This window comes from Pseudomonas putida (assembly GCF_028682475.1).
GTDB classification, from domain to species: Bacteria; Pseudomonadota; Gammaproteobacteria; order Pseudomonadales; family Pseudomonadaceae; genus Aquipseudomonas; species Aquipseudomonas putida_AG.
In genome coordinates, this window is sequence record NZ_JANHLE010000002.1 from 179,236 (window position 1) to 200,080 (window position 20,845).

Consider the following 20,845-nt stretch of genomic DNA (forward strand, 5'->3'; position numbering starts at 1 on the left):
CACTAAGGTCGATCTTGGATCAAGTGGGTCTGAGTTGAGTCGTGTGGTCACTTCAGAATGTCTTTATAAACGTCCACGTAAGATCGAACCATTTTGTCCGCTGTGAAGTATTGCCAGTAGCGCTGTTCCGCTCTTTTCCCCATGCTTGCAGCGGTTTCTGGATTATTCCAGAGCGTCCGCATTGCAGTGCTGAGCGCTTGTGCGTTCGCAGGAGGAACGGCAATACCGGTTTCATTGTTTATATTGATGAAGGTTGTTCCTGTGCCTATCTCACAGGAGATCATGGGCTTGCCATACATGGCACCTTCAAGCAAGGTTATTCCGAACGCTTCCGAGCGCAAATGGGATGGGAAGACAACGCTATAGCAGAGTGTTAGCAAAGCCGCTTTGTCTTCATCGGGTAAGCGTCCAAGGAAAAGCACGTTTTTCAAACCAAGTTTAATTGCTTGTGCTTTAAGCTCTTGCTCTTTGGGGCCGTTTCCAATAATAACGACCGGAAAATCGTTGTTCTGTAGCGCTTCCAGAAGTATATGCAGCCCTTTGTAATACCTTAGAACACCAATAAACAGAAAAAACTTCGGACCTGTAACTGCTTTCCATTTGGCAAGCAATTCGGGGCTGGTCGATGGGTAGCTTTGTTTATCGAGGCCTATAGGGATGATCTCTGCCTTCTGTTTAAATTCACGTAGTACAGGGCTGGAGTCTAGATAGTTTGGGGATGATACGATGATGCGATCCACGGCTTTCAAAAATCTATTTTGTATCGGACTATAAAGTTTTAACAGATTTTTCTGGTTGACAATGTCGGAATGATAGGACAATACTGACGGTTTGCCTGGGCGAGTCAGAAAGTGTACAAGATCCATGAATGGCCATGGAAAATGATAGTTTATGATGTCCGCGTTCTTTGCGAGTTCACGAAACTTCGAAATGGCCTGTAACGAAAATCCCGTTGAGGCAATGTTGAAGTCTTGCTTCACTCGGTGAACATTGTAACCTTCCATTGTAATCGTTGCGGGTGTGGGGGCGGTTGACAGTGAAAGTACTTCACAGGTAACGCCAAGGCGTGGTGCTCCCCGGGAAATTTGATGAATGACTTGCTCGATGCCACCCATTGTGTCTGGCAGTGCGGTTTTAAAGAAGTGCAGAATGCGCATGGTGAGTTCCAGCTATGGGAAGATGGATTTAAACCAGACGGAGTAGGGTTGGTAAAGCCACCATTTCAGGGGAACGCTACCGTGATGCTTGCGCACCACTGCCATGGCTTCCTTGTAATGGCGTCGACGCAATGTCTTTGTTTTGGTCTCCTCATGTTCCCGATTGACCGCAACAAATGCGTCGAGGTGCTTGAGTGGGCCTACTACTTTGAACAGCCGCCACCAAAGATCATAGTCCATAGCCATGTGTAGAGATCCGTCTACTCCTCCAATGGTTTCCCAGGCGGATCTTCGGATCAGAGTGGCTGGTTGCGAAATAATGCAGCGGAGTGAGAGCCGACGTTCGCTGAAGGGTTCGACCCATACAGGCTCGCGATTACCGGTCTTTTGGATGAAATTCCAGCATTTTCCGTAGACGGCTGGGGCCCGTGGTGCTGCTTCAATGGCAGAAACCAGCTGCTTCAATCCGTTGGGTTCAAACCAGTCATCACTATTTAACCAGCAGACAAAAGGCGCTTTGCCTTGAAGGATGCCTTCGTTGATCGCGGCTGCTTGACCGCCGTCTCGATGGCTGCGCCAGCCGGCCAACTTATGTTCCCATTTGCGGATAATGTCCACCGAATTGTCGGTGGAGCCGCCATCCAAGACGAATACTTCGACAGGAACGTTTTGCTCAAATATGGACCTCAAGGCATCGTCAAGATAACGTCCCTGGTTGAAGGAGGGTACAGCAATCGTAACAAGCGGTTGAGGCATTCAGTGGCGATCCAGGCGGCTGAGAAAATCTTGGTATGTCAAAGCTACACCTTCGCGCAGCTGCGTTTTAGCAGCCCATCCCAAGCTTTTGAGGCGATTGATATTGAGTAGTTTGCGAGGTGTGCCGTCAGGCTGGCTCTGGTCGTATACGATTCGACCCTCGTAGCCGACAACCTGCATGACTAATTCGGCAAGTTCGCTGATGGGCAGGTCACTTCCCATGCCCACATTGTATAGCCCGCTGTCGATCTCGGACTCCATCAGGTGTAAACAAGCATCGGCCATATCCTCAACGAAAAGGAATTCACGCCTTGGCTTGCCCGAACCCCAGACAACTAATTCCGCGGCACCACTGATCTTTGCTGCGTGGGCTTTGCAAATCAGTGCTGGTAGTACATGACAGTTTTCTAGGTCGTAACTGTCGTTAGGGCCATAGAGATTGGAGGGCATGACGGATATGAATTTTGCGCCGTACTGGCGGTGGTAGTTCTCGCAAAGTTTTACCCCCAGAATCTTGGCAACCGCATAAGGCTCATTGGTTTGCTCTAGTGGCCCGGTCAGCAGGTAGTCTTCGTGAATCGGTTGGGGGCAGTCTCGTGGATATATGCAACTGGAGCCCAGAAACAGGAGGCTTTGGACTCCATGCTTCCAGGCGCTGTGAATCACGTTCGCCTCAATCATCAAGTTTTGATATATAAATTCAGCTCTAAAATTATTGTTGGCTTTGATTCCGCCAACCTTGCCGGCCGCCAGGAATACGATCTCAGGTTTTTCTGCTGCAAAAAAAGCATCGACAGCAGCCTGTTGGGTTAGATCGAGTTCAGCGTGCGAGCGGGTGACGAGATTGCTGAATCCAGCGGCGGATAGCCGCCGCTGGATCGCAGAACCAGCCATACCGGCATGGCCTGCGATGTATATTTTGGCGCGTTTATCCACCTAGTTATTACTCGTGGTAATCGTAAACAGAGTAGCCGTGTTTTTTTACCAGCTCATCACGGGACGCAGACTTCAAATCTTCGGTCATCATTTCGGTGACCAGTTCCTCAAAGCTGATCTTAGGTGTCCAGCCCAGCTTTTGCTTCGCTTTCGTTGGGTCACCCAGCAATGTTTCCACTTCGGTTGGGCGGAAGTAGCGTGGGTCCACCGCAACTACGCATTTGCCAGTAGCATCGTAGCCCTTCTCATCCACGCCTTCGCCTTTCCACGTGATGTCGATTTCAGCGTGTTTCGCTGCTGCGTTGACGAAGTCACGAACGCTGTACTGTTTGCCGGTAGCGATAACGAAGTCTTCTGGGTTCTCTTGTTGGAGCATCAGCCACTGCATTTCGACGTAGTCTTTCGCATGGCCCCAGTCGCGCAATGCATCAAGGTTGCCCAGGTACAGGCAATCCTGTAGGCCCAGTTTGATACGGGCCAGTGCCCGGGTAATCTTGCGGGTGACGAAGGTTTCACCGCGTACCGGGCTTTCGTGATTGAAGAGAATGCCGTTGCAGGCATAGATGCCGTAGGCTTCCCGGTAGTTGACGGTGATCCAATATGCGTACATCTTGGCTACTGCATACGGGGAGCGCGGGTAGAAAGGAGTAGTTTCTTTTTGTGGAATTTCCTGCACCAAGCCATACAGTTCTGAAGTCGAAGCCTGATAGAACCGGGTCTTCTTCTCAAGGCCCAAGATCCGGATCGCTTCGAGGATACGCAGGGCGCCCAGTGCGTCGGAGTTGGCGGTGTACTCGGGCTCTTCAAACGAGACCGCGACATGGGACTGCGCAGCCAGGTTATAGATTTCGTCGGGTTGTACTTGCTGGATGACGCGGATCAGGCCGGTCGAATCGGTCATGTCACCATAGTGCAGAACCAGGCGACGGTCCGATTCGTGCGGATCTTGGTAAAGGTGGTCGATACGGTCCGTGTTGAACGAAGACGCACGGCGCTTGATGCCGTGCACTTCATAGCCTTTTTCGAGAAGCAACTCGGCCAGGTAGGATCCGTCTTGACCTGTTACTCCAGTAATAAGCGCAACTTTTTTCATATGCTTCTCTTAACGTATTTGTTCGAAAAATCTTCTTTGCTACGTAAGCGGGTTGGATAACTCCGCACGATCAGTATGCTCGGGATCAGACCCAAAGCTAGAATTCTCTATACTGCCTCAATGGAACCGAATTCTCAATATGTGCTGACGAGCTTCCGATCTAGGAGGCCCGTATAGCAGTATTCTGTAACGCTTCCGACTACCCAATCAGAGGGAAGATGAACAGCTGACGTTTGAGAACCAGGCATTGCCATCCTGTACGAGCTCGAATTGCAATGAATTTGCAGGATCTCCTAGGTATTGACGAGCTGCGGAGTAGTTTTTTAGATCGAAAACGAGCCTTTTTTTCTCGCCAGGCTTCACGGTCGAGTTTGTCGGGATACGATAACCTGAATCCCATAGTAGCATTGTGCCGTCTTTGCTTTTGATGTGTACTCCAACGCTGATCGGAAACGGGCCTTGACCCAGGGTCAGGCTGAAGGGGCCATCGTTGGTTAGATCCAGCGCGATGCTATTTTGTTCATCGGGCAGAGAACACGACAGGGTGGCCTTGAGGTCTGTTTGAGGCACTATCGCGAAATCGCCGCTGCCTTTGCGTACAGCGTTCAAATCATCGAAAATTTCCGGGTGTTGTGCTCGGTCAATGCGTAGAGGGAAGGTTACATTATTTTTTGAAAGGAATTTTTCAAGTTGTTCAGCATTTATCAACTCAGGGTATGAGTTGTTATTGGTAGCAGGTTTGGAGTTAATTGTTAGGCTGTCAATGGATTTATAGTTTTCTGAGTAATTGACTGTAAGATTGTTCTGGGGCAACAGGGCATAAGCAAGCTGGCCAGAAGAATCCTCTATGAGGTCAATTTGTTGTTGGTGTAGCGCGCTCTTAAGTTCGCCGTACTCATTACCTTTGATGACGGTTCTGTCTACAACAAATGCTTTGAACCCGACTGCTCGAATTTCGTTTAGCATCTCGTTGAGGGGGAGCTTTGATATGCGTTGATTCCAGTCGTCGGCAGGACTATTTTTGGAGCCGCCATTGCTCCAGTGTATGTTATGCGAAAAAAGGTAAAGGCGGATGTGGGAAAATGATCCCCAGCCATAGTATTTATTGTCTGTCAGGTACTGAGAGTAAGGGTACTGATAGACCATTGCTGCTTTCGGTAACTTTGACTCGAGTTCGCTGACGAAAGCGGTCTCTGCTGCGACGCGAGGTCTGATCTCAGGTGACCTGACGGCCGCGCTTGCCGGGATCTGATCGTAGACTCCCGCCGCAGTGATGACAACCAGTGCTGCGATCACGAGTGAGGTATGCCGCTGAGTCCTTAGTGCTCGGCTTGCTATTAATGCGCCAATCAGCAAGAGCGCGAAGACCAAGAAGATTGGGAATCGTTCGTAGGCGCGAATGGTTGGGAAGACGAGTGCTACCAAAGACCCGATTCCGCCAGAAATACTGGTTAAAAATACAAATAGAACAACCGCCAGCAGGCTGTCACCCAAGTCTATGGAGTTTTTGTCGCGTTGTGTGGTTGTGTCGCTGCCGGAAAGCAAGGTTCGACGCAGCTGCGGAATAATGAGCAGTGCGAAACTCAGGAGCAACAGTGCCGAGCCGACAATTCCAAGGGGCGCAGTGGGAAATGTAGGGATGCTTCTGGCAGCGTTGGTGGTCTCAAGCATGCGGCTGCCGATATGAGCTAACGCCGGAATATGGTGTTGTGGGCTAGGGCTCAGTAACAGCTTAAGGCTACTGCTATAAACTTCGGCTTCAAAGGGGTGTTTGATCAGCGTGGGGTCAGCAACGTTGTTCTGGAAGAATTCGTCATGGTGCGATTTTTTATACTGATACAGTGGTAGCTGGATGAGAAGTGAGGTGATCGTTAGTATTGCAATATAAATGATGACAGGAACAAGAGTTTTCGGATTTTTCCAGCCGCCTACGACAAATCGAATCGCACCGGCACATCCAAAGAGCAGAAGAGAGAAGAAGGCATAATAGCCGTCAGCCAAAGAAACCAAGATGATAAAAAAAATGCCTAGTAAGAAATACTTGCTTTTGAATAGCGACTTTATCGCGATGGAAAGGGGGTTCGATGTGAGTGCTTGGTCAAATTTACCCTGAACTATCCAGATTATTGAAACCATCACTAGGGGGATGGTGAAGTAATTTGACAGGAATGAATAGATCACGATATTGAAGCGATAGGTGGAGAAGGCAAAAAGTAATGCCGCACTCAATGCAGGAATGCGAGATATCGAAAGTAACCGACATGCCCAGTAGGTGGTAATGGCTATCAGTGGGAAATTTAAAATATAGTAGGTTTGTTGTAGGGTAATGGCGCTATCGAAAAGTGGGCTCATTGCCAACATGATTATGGAATGTAGTGCGCTGGTTTGTGCGGCAGAGTGATAGTGCCAGTTCGCAACTTCAGGGGCGCCGAGATTAGGGATGGAGAGAATCCAGCCTGTTTCTTTAAGTACTTTTGTAAGACTGAACTGCCAGATAATGTCTAGGTTGTCGTAGACAAAGGGTGAGGTGATTCCTGAATGATCAAGGCCCATTGCAAAGTAGGCAATTACTAAGGGGGCGATGATCAGGGTTAATGCTGTAATTACCGTTTTGTTGGGGGTGTCTAAGGTCATGCCCGGTTGTGCCTTACTCAATATTTGCTGTTCATAGTTTTTGCTGAAGAATCACTCAAGGCTAGCGTGAGGATGAATACTGGCGAATTCTTCAGATGCATTCAAACTCATGAGTGGCTATCTCCATTGGCCGAGGCGGGTGCTGTTAATGCCGTAAAACACCCGCATGTAGTACCCACTGAATCTCGCGTAACGGTTGTTGATGCTCAGGGATACTTGCGCTAGCCCCAATGCTCAGTCCCACTCAGAAGTGAGCCTGCCGGTATCTTTGTCTTTGTTGTCAATGTCAACCGTTGCCTCCTCAGTACAAATTCAAAGAGATTGCCAGCTTTCATCAGGTATCAGCCAGAAAGCATCATCCATCGCTGAAAATACTGGGTGTGAGTCAAATGCGTCTTTTGGATGTAGAGTAGACAATTTACCCTCGGCAACGTCTTCGCGTACGAAGAAAGCATTAAAACAGCAGGTTCCTACCGCGCAAAGTCTGTAGCCTCTTGGCTCCAGGAGACTGGTCCAGGCGGTCAAGCTGGCTGCCCCCGATTGTTGCCATCTGCGGCTGAACTGATCTCTGTCACGTTGGACTACGTTATGCCGTTCGCGGAAACGCTTTTCGAACTCTACGACAATTACGCGTGGCTTGACTGCAGAGAGGCTCTCCATGACTGCGAAGTCGCCACCATCAATGTCAATGATAAATAGATCGGGTTCCGGATCCGGAGCGGACACTACTAGCAGCTCGTTAATGTTTTCCGGGCTAACGGCTTGCTGAACGATTTTTGGCGAGTAGTATTCGGTTGAACCCTCATGGGTCCAATGGTAGTGGCGCGTTGAAGCCGTTCTGGCGAAGAAGTAAAGCATCCGGCTGCACTCGGTGGGATCGAGCTCAAAAATTGTACCGTGCCAGCCATGATTAACCAGCAGGTTGGTCGACAGGTTTTCTGGAATGCCTACATCAGAGTCATTGCAGTTGCTGCCTATTTCGACGACATAACGGTTGGTACAGCCGATATGTGTAAACAGGCGAAGCAAGATTCCATCTTCATCATTTTGAGAAAAAGCACGGAATCCACTTTCCACCAGGTCCGACGGCCCTAGTACGGGTGGAGAATTATACTTCCAGGCCAGCATCAGATGCTTTTGCTGTGCGGCATCGGCATTACCTAGAAAGTTACGGTGCAAAACCGGATTAAACCTTGCAACGTCTGCCGTCGACAGGCCTTTGTTCAATAATATCGTTTCAAAGTGAAGTTGCCGCTCTGTCAAAGCCTTGAGTTCTTGTAAGGCTTCGTTTAACTGTTGGGACAGCGTCTCGAGATCAGGCATTTTGTTTTTCTTCCAATAAATCTACTGATACAACTGGGTGCATGTTGAAGATCCCACCATAGAACGCCGCCAGAGGTGATTCAGTCACCTGTAGCTGCTCTACGTCATGCATCAGCAAGCTGTATTCTTCAAATTCGCTTCTGGAGAAACCTTTATTGGCAACGCCTACGGAAAATGAATATTGACCCGCCTTCAAATTCAGATTGAGGTTGAAGCGTACCATTACTTGAGCCCCTTGGCTGCACGGCGCCTCGGGCATTTGCAAGGCAAAGGTACTGGTTTCAAAAATAGAACGCCCCAAGCGGTCTCGAACTATCAGTCCATATGCCGGGCGTTCAAAGTTCTTATTTAACTTTACTACGTACCGAACGGTTAGCTGCGTTTCACTTTCCAGGTGAGTAACGGCGCGGTTTTCAGCATTTAGCAGGGTAAAGTCGATAAGTTCGGCATCACCATTGGTGGTGATAGTCGTGGCCTTGGTCCATGCCTTGGGATGCTCGATTGCCTCGAGGCTTTCAGTGGTTGGCGCGATGCTCTGGTCGACAGAAATCTCGCCGCTACTCATGTCAGTTTTTTTTGCCACCAATCCTTGATATAGATCGATGACATCTCGAGGTGCACCAAAACTGATCGTTCTGCCATGGCTCAGGAGCAGAGCCTTGTTGCAGATGTGTTTAACCGTGTTGGCATCATGGGAGACGAACAATAAAGTGCCCCCGCGTTCTCGGAAGCTTTCCAGGCGCTGGAAGCATTTTTGCTGGAAGTAGGCATCGCCCACTGCCAGCGCTTCATCGATAATTAGAATATCGGGTTCGAACGCAGTCGAAACTGCGAAGGCAACTCGCATTTGCATGCCGCTTGAGTACGACGAAAGCGCTTGATCAAAGTGGTCGCCGATATCGGCGAACGCTTCAATGTCCGGAATTTTTGCATCGATTTCGCGACGGCTGAAGCCCAATAAGGCTCCATTCATATACACATTCTCGCGACCACTGAATTCAGGATTAAAACCTGATCCCAGCTCCAGCAGGGCTGCAACCCGTCCGTTGATACTCACTTTGCCTGTAGTGGGGGTGAGGGTACCGGTAATGATTTGCAAAAGTGTGCTTTTGCCGCTTCCGTTAAGACCTACGATTGCACAAGATTCGCCTTTGCGGACCTCAAGAAAAATCTCACGAAGGGCCCAGAATTCCTTGAAGTAGGCTCGATTAGGTCGTCGAAGAAGGCGGCGCAGTCTTGGGTAGATGAACTGCTTGAGTTGGTCGCGCGGGTGTTCAAATATTTCGAATCGCTTGGAAACGGCTTCCACGCGAATTGCGAATTCACTAGAGAACATTCGCAAATCCTTTTCTGGTCTTCTGGAACCAGCCATACCCTGCCCACGCAAAGCAAAGGGCTACGGCGGCATAAACGGCCAAGCCGCTGAAGTCAGGCATTGATCCACTAATCAACACTGCCCGGGCTTGTTCAATTATGAAGGTCAAGGGGTTGAGCATCAACCAAGGTTGAATCTCTGCGGGCAGGGCGGAAATAGGGTAAAACACCGGAGAGGCGAACAGCAGCAGTGTCATCAGCAGGCCTATGGGGTGGGCGACATCACGTAAATACACTCCAAGCGATGCGAGTAACCAAGCCAGACCTAAAGACAGAACGATCAAGGGGGCAATCACCAGCGGCAAAAAAAACACCGTCCAGGGAATTGTGCCGTTTACCAGAAGTTGTGCGAGAAGCAATACTCCAATGCTGACCAGTGCATGGAAGAAGGAGGTGCCCATGGCGATAAGAGGGAGAATTTCCAAAGGAAAAACCACCTTCTTTACATAGCTTACGTTACTCAGGATCAGCGTAGGAGCCCGTGTTAGTGTCTCGGCAAACAGGCTGTGAACGATCATTCCGGTAAAGAGTAGGATCGCGAACTCACTTTTGCTAGCAGGCTCGCCGGTTCCCCAGCGAGCCTTGAACACGACTGAAAAAACTAGTGTGTAAATCACCAGCAATATTATTGGATTCGCGAACGACCACAGAATCCCCATCACCGAACCTTTATAGCGTCCGATGACGTCCCGTTTGGTCATTTGCTGAATTAGGTGTCTGTTCGACCAAACACTTTTGACCAGTGAAAGAAGCGAGATTGGTGCGGGAGCGTGTGGGTTCATAGGCTCAGTTTCCGCTTCAATACTTCAAAGCGAGCACTGAAGCCATGGGTCTTGATCGCCTGGATCTGAGCTTTGATCCAGGCCCTATTAAGAAACATCTTGGCGATTTTCAGGATTTGTGGTTGTGGCGCCTCAATGATCATCGGCGCAGGCGTCTCGGAAATATAGAACCCTGCCGACACTTTTAGTACAGTCGGATTGAAGTCTTTGATGAGTTCGGTTTCTGCCGCTTCATCCCAAGTTCTTTCGGGAAATAACTGGCGAAGGTTGAGCGTGACGGTGGCAGGCAGAAGGTGCTTGATTTTTCCGGTGATCATCGCAGCCAAGGGTCGACCGTCAAGATAGGGCAGCGCAATACCGATGTCGGCAGGCAGTGAGGTTGTCCGGAAGATGAAACGGCCATAGCCGGGTGGGCCGGCAGCATCTACATGGCCGAAGTCAATCAATTCATGAACGGTGTGTATCGGCGAGTGACCATCATCCATAACCACGGCAGTTGCTGCACAGTTTACTTGTGGGTCACTCTGCAGTGCGCCGGCCAAGACTGTCAAATGGTTGGAGAGCAGCTTTTCATTAGGTGCGACAAAAACTATGGCATCTGAGTTTGCTGCATCGGATACCAGTTCCTGTAGGACTTCCCCCAGGCGGCGCTTCGCTTTGATTTCAGGATGAATACTGTATTTATAACCTTCCACTTCCTTTACACGAATGGGGATAGGGGAGGCGTTGATGATTCTTGAGATTTCTGGCTTAAAGTTTCCTGCCACTACTTTGTCTATTACCAGCGTAGCGGTGAAGTTACGGTAATCTTGATGTCGGACACTTTCGACATGTGCTTTCAATGCCGCAGTCGAGTAGTCCAGCATCAAAAGATTAAGGCTAATATGGGTGCTTTCACCGTCGGCGCCCAGGTGTTGCGCGGTTAATTGCTGCTTGCGGGCATTCAGGCCGCTGTAGAGGTCCTTCAAGCTGCCAATGAGCGTGTAATGCTCCTTAAAGATTGCCTGTGCTTTTTTTATCTTCGCCATAGCCTCTTCGGGGTGGTTCTTGATCCAGCCGAGATGGGAAGTGATATCGCTATAGATCTGTTCCATAGGCGAGCGGCTATCGATATAGAGAAGTGAATCGCCGAAATACTTACGTGCGAATGGGTTTTCGTCACAGATAACCAGTGTGCCGGCCGCAACCGTTTCGAATAGACGGTTGGACATCATTTCTGAATCACGGTGTGCTTGGGAAGACAATACCAGTGCTGCCCCCGCTTTGGCGATTTCGTTGATCATGGAGAATCCATCGAACGGAATCTCCCGGACATAACTTTTATAACCTTCCCAGACACGTACGCCTTGGAAAATGGTTGGACCATAAATTTTCAGTAGGCCAGTAGGGTCGAGACGTTTGAGTACTTCCTGCTGGCGTGATTGGCGGCTGCTGACGATAGCTTCCCAGTTGATTCCGGCGTAGAACAGTTTGCCATCACCCAGGGACGGTTCGTGAACGACTTTAGGTGTGGAGTGATACATCTTGAAATGCGAAGGCAGATGCGTTGTGGCGCCACGCACCATCCGGGCAACATGGTCATCCGCTGCGCTGGAGCTGCAACTGATGAAGTCATCATGTGTTGTCAGGTTGCGCGAGCAACGTTGGTATCCCCACTCATGATAGAATTTCAGCGGATTCCATAGTGCGACAAAGGAAAACGCGTCGTAGCGTTTGGGGGTGTCGTAGTGCAAATGGATCACAAAATCGACATTTGCCTTGGACACTTTAATGTCAGGTGCTGTGACGAAACCACCATCGGCATGGATTTCAACGCACTCAACCCCTATGGCCTGGGCAGCAAGTTTCAGGCGTGCGATGCACTCATCTTCTGCGGTCTTGATACCTGGCCAAAGTTTGACAACGCCGAAGCGACCTAACACGCCCTCGGGCAGAGGGAAGTCATTACTCATTGCACAGCACCCAAATGTTCGTAACGATAGAATAAAGAAGGTGACAACTCGCCTATGCTACGCATCAGAGATCGATTCGTGCACCTGGTGTCGGCGACTGAAGTAGGCTCAAGAAGTCCTCGTAGGCGCTTTTAAGGCCCGTGCGCTCATCAATTTTGGGCTCCCATCCGAGTGCCCGAATTTTGCTGCTGTCCAGCAGTTTTCGCATAGTGCCATTCGGTTTGTTCGTGTCGTAGACAATTTTTCCTTGATAACCAACAACTTCTGCAATCATCGCCGCTAGATCGGCAATCGCAAGGTCGTGATTGCAGCCGATGTTGTAGAGGTCATCGATTGTCGGTGCTAGCATCACGCACTTCATGGCATCGGCGAGGTCGTCGACATGCAGTAGCTCGCGACGTGGGGTGCCGTCACCCCACACGACGAATTCATCCTTCTCAAGTAGCTTAGCCTCATGCGTGCGGCGGATAATGCCTGCAACGACATGGCTGTGTTGGGAATGGTAATTGTCGCCAGGACCATAAAGATTTGGAGGAATGATCGAGACAAAGTCGCACCCGTATTGTTTGCGGTATGCCCGGCACATTTCAATGCCGGCAATCTTGCTGACCGCATAGGCACGAATACTGTCTTCCAGAGGGCCGGTGAGGAGGGCTGCTTCGGAAATAGGTTGTTCTGCGTTTTTCGGGTAGGTGCAATTAGTTGCTACAAAAAGTAATTTTGTGGCGCCAAACTTATGGGCGCCTGAAATTACATTTGTTTGAATCATCAAATTGTCATATATGAACGACGCAGGCAGTGTTGCATTGGCATGAATACCGCCGACTTTGGCGCCGACATGAAAGATATAGTCTGGGCGGTTCTTTTCCATCCAGTCGTATACGGCTGCCTGATTGGTTAGATCTAGGTCGGCTCTGGACGTCAGCAGCAGTTGAGCATCCTCCCCTTTGAGATTTCGGACTACTGCAGAGCCGAGCATTCCCTTGTGCCCTGTGATCCAAACTTTTTTTCCGGCGAAGCGTAGTGCTGAACGCTGTGCTGATGCCTTGACGTTTGTTACAGACATTTTATCATCCTAATTTTTCAGAAAGCTTCGCAAATTCACCTTCGCCTACCTCACTCACCCATCATAGAGCACGCCGCCGACGAGCGCCTTCATCATCAAGGCGAGCTCTCGGTCTGCTGCACATCGTGCGGTCAAGGATGTTGGCTACAATACACCCATTTTAGGTGAGGGATGCAGGCCGAAGGTCGATTTTATTCTCCTCACAGGCATGCGCCTCCTCGTGTTTGGTCGCCTGATCGATCTGCAGGCGCGCGCTTACCAGGGTGTTGTAAGGTAAAATTACTGTCTAATCGGCCGTTCGTCCACCCTACAGCAGTCCATTCTGCTGATTTTTATCAAAATTTACACGCCATTCTATGCAGCCGTCTGCCAGGGAGGTTTCGCTGGATGCCTTGGAGGCAGCGTTGAGGCTGCTTCAATTTGCTAACAACTCCTCCGCGTAGCTTTTGTTACGGGCGTTAGGGAGAGATGTGTTAAGGAGTGAATTATACTTCCCCCTTGCTAATAATTGGGGCTATCCTTTCGCCGACTTGGGTCGCTCTGGCTAGGCTTACTGTAGTTGTGGCAGGGTGGTTGAAGTAGTACCCAATCAAGTCGCTCGGCGTTGTGTAGTGTTCAACGGCTTCCTGCCTGATGTTGCTATGGTAGCGCTATCGAAACGTGGGCTTGTCCGCTCATTGCTTCTCTTGGCTAGCTTTTTCGCTAAAAACAAATCGCTTGTTCAATACGTAAAATATGATCGTGTAGGTTCCCATGGCCATGATTTGAGCGATTTCTGCTCGAATGCCTAGGGTGCGGTGAAGAATTATCAGAACAATTTGATTAATAAGGAAAGCAAGCGCAAATGCCAGGATGAACCTTGGGATCATGCCGTGGTGAAACGTGGATTTATTGAATACGAATAATTTGTTCATTAAAAAGGCAAGAGTCAGAGCGATCCCGTACCCCATGGCATTCGCATGCTCAGCACTGAAATTGAAATGGGTAAACAATATCCAAAAGACTCCGTAACCGACGGCGGTGTTGATTAGGCCGGTAAGAGCGTATTTTATGATTTGCATTGGTTACTCGTGATTAGCTTGTTCTGCAAGTGATGTTAGGAGTGGCGTGTGGTTAGCAGGGTCGAAAGTGATGCTCAAGCTATTCCAGTAATCAAGAGTGTTGAGGAGCTGTTCGGTGTTTCGAGGGCCAATAATAAGGCCGCAAAGCGCCGGATTGGCATAGGTAAATGCCAGGGCGAGGTCATTTAGAGTGGTGGGGCGAGGTACGATTGTATGGTTTGAATCCAAAAAGCGTGTCAGCTTTTCAATAAGGGCCTTGGAGTGCACAATTTGTCTTAGCTCTGCGGAGCTGCTTTTCTCTGCTGGGGTCGATTTGATTCCGCCAAGGTTAACACCGTATGCCAAATACTTTGCGTTAGGGAAGTGCTGATAATAGCCTTCTCGGGCTTTACGGGTGATGAAGTTTTCCTTGACTTGTATAACCCATTTATCGGCCATTTCGGGTTTTGCCTTGCGGTACAGGTCGGGGAACTTAACACCTGACAAGCCGACCTCGAGGCCAGAGCGGTGTAGGGTTGTCAGGGCGTCCACAGTCCTTTCAATTGCATCTAGGTCGTTTTCTTCGGTGCCGCGGTTGTCCCAGTGTACGGAGATGCAGGACAATGCTCGTCCAAGGCGATCGCTCAGTTCTCCGCTAGTCGAAATGATGTTGTTTGAGGAAAGGTTGGCATCAGGAGAGCCGGTATTGTCAATGGCTCCAATCTTGACGATGACAGAAAGGTCGGTATTTGGGTTTGATTTCACCCAGTTTTCAATCCAGCGTATCGCAAGACCGAAATCTTCACTGCGGTTGTTAATGGGGTAATTGGACGCAGTGTCGATTATGCGGCCCCCATTGTTAACAAAAGAGTCAAGTAGTTGGAGTGCGCCGCTTTGTTCGATTCCCCAACCCCATAAAGCGGTGCCCAGTACGAGCGTCTTGTTGTTGTTTGAAAGGTTAATCATTTGGAGTACTCTGTCTTTTTGAGTGGGATAGTCGATCACGAAGTGCAGACATGGCTTTGAGATATTCTAGAGAAAGCTTAATGATTTTAACTTTTGAATTGGGGTCATCTGTCCATGTGACGGGTAGGTCGAGTACGGTGTATTTCAAATGTTCGCCGGTAACCAATATTTCCGTTGCAAAGAACCATCCGTCGCTTTGTGCGCCGTGAGCCATCAAGGGTGGGAGAATGTTCCGTTGGAGGAATTTAAATCCACACATGCCGTCGGTGAAAGAAGTGCGGAAGATAAATTTAACAATATGATTAAAGCAGGCGCTGGTGAAGTTTCGCAAAGGCGTTCGGCCAATGACTTTTGCTCCCTTGGCTAAGCGAGAGCCCGTGACAATATCGGCTTTTTTTGAAATCAAACTACTGAGTGCGGGCCTGAGGTGGCTGAGGTCTGTGGCAAGATCAAGGTCCATATAACCAATGATATCGGCTGTTGACTCACCCCATGACGATTTCAGGGCCAATCCAACACCGCGTTTTTCTAGGCGCAGATATTTGACGCCCGCGAGTTCATTCGAAAGCGCTCTACCGATGTCAGGAGTGCTGTCAGTGGAGCCATTGTCTGCGAGGGTAATGGTGATCGTGCCGATATCTTGAAGGTTTTTCTGAATGTAGGCATAAGCTATCCTCACCTGTTGAGCGAGGGTGGCTCCTTCGTTCAGGATGGGGATAGTAATCTCTATAGTTTTGGTCATTGTGTGCTCAGAATGTGAGTTCGGGTTCGCTGAAGATTTCAGTATCTAGTTTTTCTAGGACGTCATAGATGTTGTCGATCTTTCCGCCCAAAACAGAGTAGCAGCCAGGCAGCGTGGCGTGTTTTTCAAATAGGATTGGCCGTCCGTCGTCCCCTTCGCTCTTTGTCAATACTGTTTTGACTTCGAATAGCGAGTCTAAGTACCTGGCATTCAGTACAGCCGGGATGTACCTGCCGACATCTCTGACCATGCGATCAACACGACTAGCCTGCTCGTAGGCGTCAAGTTTTTCATAGGGATTGACCCCTTGATGGTCATCCCAGTGCAAGTGAGGTGTATATCGAACATGCGATAGAGTGTGAAGTCCGCGAGCGGGGAAAGGCATCATGGAGAAAAACGGGCCGTCCATTACCGTGATGCCAAGACCTTCTAGTGCGGGCGGCATGCGCATGAGTGGCATTTCGGTGATTTCTTGTTTGAGGCTGCTTCGAACACCAGGGAAGTCACCCTTGAAATGGTTAAGGCCGCTGTAGGTGCAGTTGAAGAGATAGCGGCATGTAATCAGTTCTGATAGTCCCTGATTTGTCTCGATCACCACCTGCAATGGTGAGTTTGTGCCTTTGGATATTTTGACTGCTCGCGTCTGGCAGCGAATTTGGACGCCGCTTTCTGTCAATTCGCGCTCGGCCCAGCGAGCCAGTGTTGTCGAGTCAAAAGCGTATTCCTCAACGAGAAATACGTCCTCGATCAAGCGTGGTTCAAACAGTGCCCGTAACGCTGGGGTAGCTGGTTCAATTACCGAGCCTATATCACGACAAAAACGTTCGAATTGCCTGGCAGTAACCTTCGAATTGCGCCGGGCGATAGCGTAGAGCTTTGTGAAGTCTTGTTTGACCGCCTCAGGCCAGTCTCTTACAAACTTTGGAAGGTTTACCCGGCTCCGATAGGCGGTTGTGAAACTGCGAGGGTAGTGATACCCATTATGAACGCGAGCCTGGTTGTTGTACGAGGCGCGCTTTAGCAGTTCCGGTTCGCGCTCAATCAGGAGAACGCGCTTCAATCCGCGTTGTTTGGCAAGATAGACTGCGATTGCGGTGCCGTAAAACCCCCCGCCTATCACAACGGCTGTGTGCTCATGACAGGAGAGTGGCATCAGGACGAGCGCCCCTTGATCTTGCTTTGTTCGGTACTGATCTCTTCAATGTTTAATTTTTCAAGGCGTGTCATGCGTGCACTGGTGAATTCTTGTCCAACATGATAAAGCGGCCCTTCGTTCGACAGGCTAGCCATGTTCAGGATGTACTCCCCTAGTACTAGCAACACCAACGAAATCAGTAAAAACATACCTGATTGCTGTAGCGAAACACTAACCCAGCCCGGGGCGACATTCGGGTCGAGGACCCCTACGGCAAGTACATAGATTGAATACACCACGTTTGCGATTGCGCCGAACAGGGAGAGATAAGTTACTAAGCGCATTGGTGCGCGTGTAGTCGATACCAGCAATCGCATGCCCCGATCAATGCTCTCGCCCAGACGTTTTGATGGTGATGACTTTGGTGTGGCGCTGTAATTGAGATAGGAGCGCGAAAATCCCCCCGTAGCGGGGAGATGGCGGTAAGTCATGGCCGGCTGTGCATGCTGGAGTATAAAATTGATGACACGTTTGCTGAGAACGCGGTACTGCGGTGCCTCTTTGGCAAGATTGACGCCATTGAGTTTGTTATAGAGTCCCTGAAATACTGCATCTGCGCTGCGGTAAGCAAGAGTTTGCGCGGGTTTCTGCTCATTGTGAGCAAACACCACATCTGCACCGTTTACTGCTTTTTCGAGCATCTGCGGCACAAAACTGATGTCATCTATTAGCGGGTTGATCACGGCAACGAAGTCGCCGAGTGCATTTTCCAGTCCAACCCATGAGGCTGTATCTGTATCCACTTCCTTGGTCAGTGCATATACTTGCAGGTTGGCTAGCCCATTTTCCCCTGTGAGGTGTTTTAATGTAGCGATGCTATCGTCATCAGAGGCGTTGTCTACAATGATCAACTCGTAGTCGCTGACGATCGTAGATATGATTTTTGCGGCATCGGTCAGCGTTTTTTCAATATATTTTGATTGGTTGCGAACAACAAGTACTATGGAGAGAAAACAGGGGAAAAAGTCCATTTCAATGGTGCTCTTTGGGTATGTTGAGTGAGAAATAATAGCGCGAAGAGATTTGTTTGCGAGGGGGTGGGGCTACCGAAAAAAAGTTAAAGTGTTGCCGCGTTCCGTTGAGCGCGATAGGTAGAGCAGGAGGAAAGGTGATACTCACACGAACTTTTCCTTCTAAGGATTACGCACCAGAGTTGTATAAGCGCAGTGACGCTCGGAATAACCTTCGACGACATCACTGAGGCGATCAATGAGGTTGGCGAGCTTTCAGATTTGAGTGAAGTTATCACAAACCCTCGGGCTCCGGGAAGTTGTCGTGTCCCCGATTTTTCAGGTTTTGTACGTAAGAGCCTTGGGATTTCGGTACTGCCCGGCACTTGCCCTGCGGGCCTGGGCTAGGTGGAGTGAGAATACGACCAGGCCTGGCGGTGCGTTGGCTCGGTGAGTTGGGCTGCCACGCTTGAGGAGCTGTGAGTCCGCTATCGAGGAGCAAGCTCATCAAGGCGCGTGAGGGGAGGCTGGTTTTAGGGGTGCGCTAAACTGATACCGTACACTCCGGTGAAGGAAGGCTATGGGGGGAGACGCTCCACTGCTCCCAACGTGCATTGTCACGTTGGCAAAAAGGCTGGTGGAGTTCGTCTCGCCTGTTGGTGTTATCCCCTGTTTGGTAATGTACTTTACGTACAGAATTTTAAGAGGGGAATGTCGTCATATGGATGTTTTTGTATAGTTCCTAAAGGTATGCTGTTAGGCGGGAGGGAGCAGGCATCGTCAGTAAACGACCGTCAGTGTCCGCAGTAGCATGCGCTTTCCGTCTGCATGGGCATAAAACAGAGATACTCTAATGGTTCGCAGGTCAATACTTGTAACAGGCGCTACTGGCTTCTTGGGCTCCGCGTTAGTCAGGTACCTGGCTTCATCCGAGAATTTTTCGGTACGCGCGCCCATCAGGAGTTTGACGGTTAGCTTTCCTATTGGTGTAGAGGTCGTACCTGTCGGAAGCCTGGACGCTTCGACCAGTTGGTCCGAGGTGTTGGTAGGGGTTGAGGTCGTCGTGCACGCCTCAGCACGAGTACACATTATGGAGGAGGATTCCCAGGACCCTCTGGCTGAGTTTCGTAAGGTAAATGTCGAAGGCACGCTCAATCTCGCTCGTCAGGCTGTCGCTGCCGGAGCAAAGCGATTCGTTTTTCTCAGTTCAATCAAGGTCAATGGTGAGGGAACTTCTGCGGGTAGACCCTATCGGGCGGACGATGAACCCGCTCCGGTGGATGCGTATGGCCGCTCCAAGCTTGAGGCTGAGCTGGGTTTACTCGAATTGGCCGCATCGACAGGGCTGGAGGTGGTCATTATCCGACCTGTTCTTGTCTATGGTCCGGGTGTGAAAGCAAATTTTCTGCGCATGATGCATTGGTTATCCAAAGGCATCCCATTACCCTTGGGGGCGATTCATAACCGGCGCAGTTTTGTAGCGTTGGGGAACTTAATCGATTTTATTGTCACTTGCATCGACCATCCACTGGCCGCGAATCAGACTTTTCTCGTTAGCGATGGTGAGGATGTGTCCACTACCGAATTGCTACGCAAGCTTTCCGATGGCTTGGGCAAGCCGTCGAGGTTGCTGCCGGTGCCCTCTTGGCTAATGTGCAGTGCGGCCGTTTTACTATCCCGCCAATCGGTTTTTGAGAGGTTATTCGGTTCACTACAAGTAGATATCAGTAAAAACCGAGAATTGTTGGGATGGACACCACCACTCAGTCTGGAGCAAGGTTTGAAACTGACAGCTCAACATTATCTGGAATCCAACCAATTATGAGTTTTTGGTGGCTTGTTCCTGTAGTCGCCGTTGTTTCCTTTTTTCTGACGGCAGCACTGCGTCGTTATGCGCTTTCCCGGAGCCTACTGGATATCCCCAACGCACGAAGCTCTCACTCCTTGCCTACCCCTCGAGGTGGTGGAGTGGCGATCGTGCTAGCTTTTATGGCTGCACTGATCTGTTTGTATTGGTGGGGGGGGATTTCCAAGGCGATGTTCGTTGGCTCTTTCGGAGCTGCGGGGCTTATTGCTCTCATTGGATTCATGGATGATCACGGGCACCTTGCCGCCCGTTGGCGGTTGTTGGGGCACTTTTTAGCTGCAGCATGGGCGCTGTTATGGTTGGGTGGGGTGCCGGCTATCGTCGTGTTTGGCGTACCTATTGAGCTCGGCTGGGCGGGTGCAGTGTTCGGACTTCTTTACTTGGTCTGGATGCTCAACCTTTATAACTTCATGGACGGAATAGATGGCATTGCCAGTGTTGAGGCCATATGTGTATGTATAGGAATCTGTCTGCTTTATGCGTTAACCGGACATCTGCACGCAGTTTGGGCTCCGCTCTTGCTTGCGGTAGCGGTAGCAGGGTTTCTGTTCTGGAATTTCCCGCCGGCGCGAATTTTCATGGGTGATGCGGGCAGTGGGTTCCTTGGCATAATGCTTGGCGTTTTTTCTCTTCAAGCGGCCTGGATGGCTCCTCAATTGTTCTGGGCGTGGTTGATACTGCTCGGCGTGTTTATTGTTGATGCCACATTCACTCTAGGTCGCCGCTTGTTGCGTGGCGACAGGATCTATGAAGCTCATCGCAGTCATGCTTATCAGTTCGCTTCGAGGCATTATGGCAGGCATCTGCCGGTTACCCTTGCAGTGGCAATAATCAACCTGTGTTGGTTATTGCCGTTCGCTGCCGCAGTTGCTTGTTTTGGACTCGATGGCGCATTCGGGATGGTTGTGGCGTATGTGCCACTGTTGATATTGGCCGTTAGGTTTCGAGCGGGAGAGCAAGAGATCCATGATCGCGTCAACTAACCCGCGAACCGCTTTTCGCAATAAGTCGA

17 protein-coding genes are annotated in these 20,845 nt (G+C 50.0%); 2 read left to right on the forward strand and 15 right to left on the reverse strand.

Going from position 1 to position 20,845, the window contains the following annotated elements; all coding sequences use genetic code 11:
• Window positions 1-47 precede the first annotated feature (47 nt).
• From NPS47_RS02880 to NPS47_RS02950, 15 genes are all read right to left on the reverse strand, one after another.
• On the reverse strand, window positions 48-1,157 hold the full coding sequence (locus tag NPS47_RS02880; protein ID WP_274293604.1) for a glycosyltransferase family 4 protein: 1,110 nt from the start codon (window positions 1,155-1,157) through the stop codon (window positions 48-50).
• A gap of 12 nt (window positions 1,158-1,169) precedes the next feature.
• Window positions 1,170-1,913: a glycosyltransferase family 2 protein gene (locus tag NPS47_RS02885; RefSeq protein ID WP_274293605.1), complete on the reverse strand. Its 744-nt coding sequence runs from the start codon at window positions 1,911-1,913 to the stop codon at window positions 1,170-1,172.
• Window positions 1,914-2,849 carry a GDP-L-fucose synthase family protein gene (locus tag NPS47_RS02890; protein WP_274293606.1) on the reverse strand — a complete coding sequence of 312 codons (936 nt, stop codon included), beginning with the start codon at window positions 2,847-2,849 and terminating at the stop codon, window positions 1,914-1,916.
• Window positions 2,850-2,856: 7 nt separating this feature from the next.
• Window positions 2,857-3,942 carry a GDP-mannose 4,6-dehydratase gene (gene gmd / locus NPS47_RS02895; RefSeq protein ID WP_274293607.1) on the reverse strand — a complete coding sequence of 362 codons (1,086 nt, stop codon included), beginning with the start codon at window positions 3,940-3,942 and terminating at the stop codon, window positions 2,857-2,859.
• A 207-nt stretch (window positions 3,943-4,149) separates the two neighbouring features.
• Complete coding sequence (locus tag NPS47_RS02900) at window positions 4,150-6,576, reverse strand: hypothetical protein (RefSeq protein WP_274293608.1); 2,427 nt, start codon at window positions 6,574-6,576, stop codon at window positions 4,150-4,152.
• A 312-nt stretch (window positions 6,577-6,888) separates the two neighbouring features.
• Window positions 6,889-7,899 carry an FkbM family methyltransferase gene (locus NPS47_RS02905; RefSeq protein ID WP_274293609.1) on the reverse strand — a complete coding sequence of 337 codons (1,011 nt, stop codon included), beginning with the start codon at window positions 7,897-7,899 and terminating at the stop codon, window positions 6,889-6,891.
• Window positions 7,892-9,235 (reverse strand): ABC transporter ATP-binding protein, encoded by a 1,344-nt coding sequence (locus NPS47_RS02910; protein ID WP_274293610.1) that lies wholly within the window; start codon window positions 9,233-9,235, stop codon window positions 7,892-7,894. The genes NPS47_RS02905 and NPS47_RS02910 overlap by 8 nt, the downstream gene beginning before the upstream one ends.
• Entirely contained in the window at window positions 9,225-10,055 is an 831-nt protein-coding gene (locus NPS47_RS02915; protein WP_274293611.1) for an ABC transporter permease, read from the reverse strand. Before NPS47_RS02915 ends, NPS47_RS02910 begins: the two co-directional genes overlap by 11 nt.
• Window positions 10,052-12,007 (reverse strand): glycosyltransferase family protein, encoded by a 1,956-nt coding sequence (locus NPS47_RS02920; protein WP_274293612.1) that lies wholly within the window; start codon window positions 12,005-12,007, stop codon window positions 10,052-10,054. Before NPS47_RS02920 ends, NPS47_RS02915 begins: the two co-directional genes overlap by 4 nt.
• A gap of 64 nt (window positions 12,008-12,071) precedes the next feature.
• A complete protein-coding gene (locus tag NPS47_RS02925) occupies window positions 12,072-13,073 on the reverse strand; it encodes a GDP-L-fucose synthase family protein (protein WP_274293613.1) in 1,002 nt (333 codons plus the stop codon).
• 674 nt (window positions 13,074-13,747) lie between these two features.
• On the reverse strand, window positions 13,748-14,134 hold the full coding sequence (locus NPS47_RS02930) for a GtrA family protein (protein ID WP_274293614.1): 387 nt from the start codon (window positions 14,132-14,134) through the stop codon (window positions 13,748-13,750).
• 3 nt (window positions 14,135-14,137) lie between these two features.
• Entirely contained in the window at window positions 14,138-15,079 is a 942-nt protein-coding gene (locus NPS47_RS02935) for an aldo/keto reductase (protein ID WP_274293615.1), read from the reverse strand.
• Complete coding sequence (locus NPS47_RS02940; RefSeq protein ID WP_274293616.1) at window positions 15,072-15,821, reverse strand: glycosyltransferase; 750 nt, start codon at window positions 15,819-15,821, stop codon at window positions 15,072-15,074. The genes NPS47_RS02935 and NPS47_RS02940 overlap by 8 nt, the downstream gene beginning before the upstream one ends.
• Before the next feature lie 7 nt (window positions 15,822-15,828).
• Window positions 15,829-16,974, reverse strand: coding sequence for an FAD-dependent oxidoreductase (locus NPS47_RS02945; RefSeq protein ID WP_274293617.1), 1,146 nt, complete (start codon window positions 16,972-16,974; stop codon window positions 15,829-15,831).
• A complete protein-coding gene (locus tag NPS47_RS02950) occupies window positions 16,974-17,987 on the reverse strand; it encodes a glycosyltransferase (RefSeq protein ID WP_274293618.1) in 1,014 nt (337 codons plus the stop codon). Before NPS47_RS02950 ends, NPS47_RS02945 begins: the two co-directional genes overlap by 1 nt.
• An 832-nt stretch (window positions 17,988-18,819) precedes the next feature.
• On the opposite strand from NPS47_RS02950, the gene NPS47_RS02955 reads away from it, so the two are divergent.
• Together NPS47_RS02955 and NPS47_RS02960 are read left to right on the forward strand one after the other, a co-directional pair.
• Entirely contained in the window at window positions 18,820-19,791 is a 972-nt protein-coding gene (locus tag NPS47_RS02955) for a UDP-glucose 4-epimerase family protein (protein ID WP_274293619.1), read from the forward strand.
• On the forward strand, window positions 19,788-20,816 hold the full coding sequence (locus NPS47_RS02960) for an MraY family glycosyltransferase (RefSeq protein ID WP_274293719.1): 1,029 nt from the start codon (window positions 19,788-19,790) through the stop codon (window positions 20,814-20,816). Before NPS47_RS02955 ends, NPS47_RS02960 begins: the two co-directional genes overlap by 4 nt.
• The last annotated feature ends 29 nt before the right edge of the window (window positions 20,817-20,845 follow it).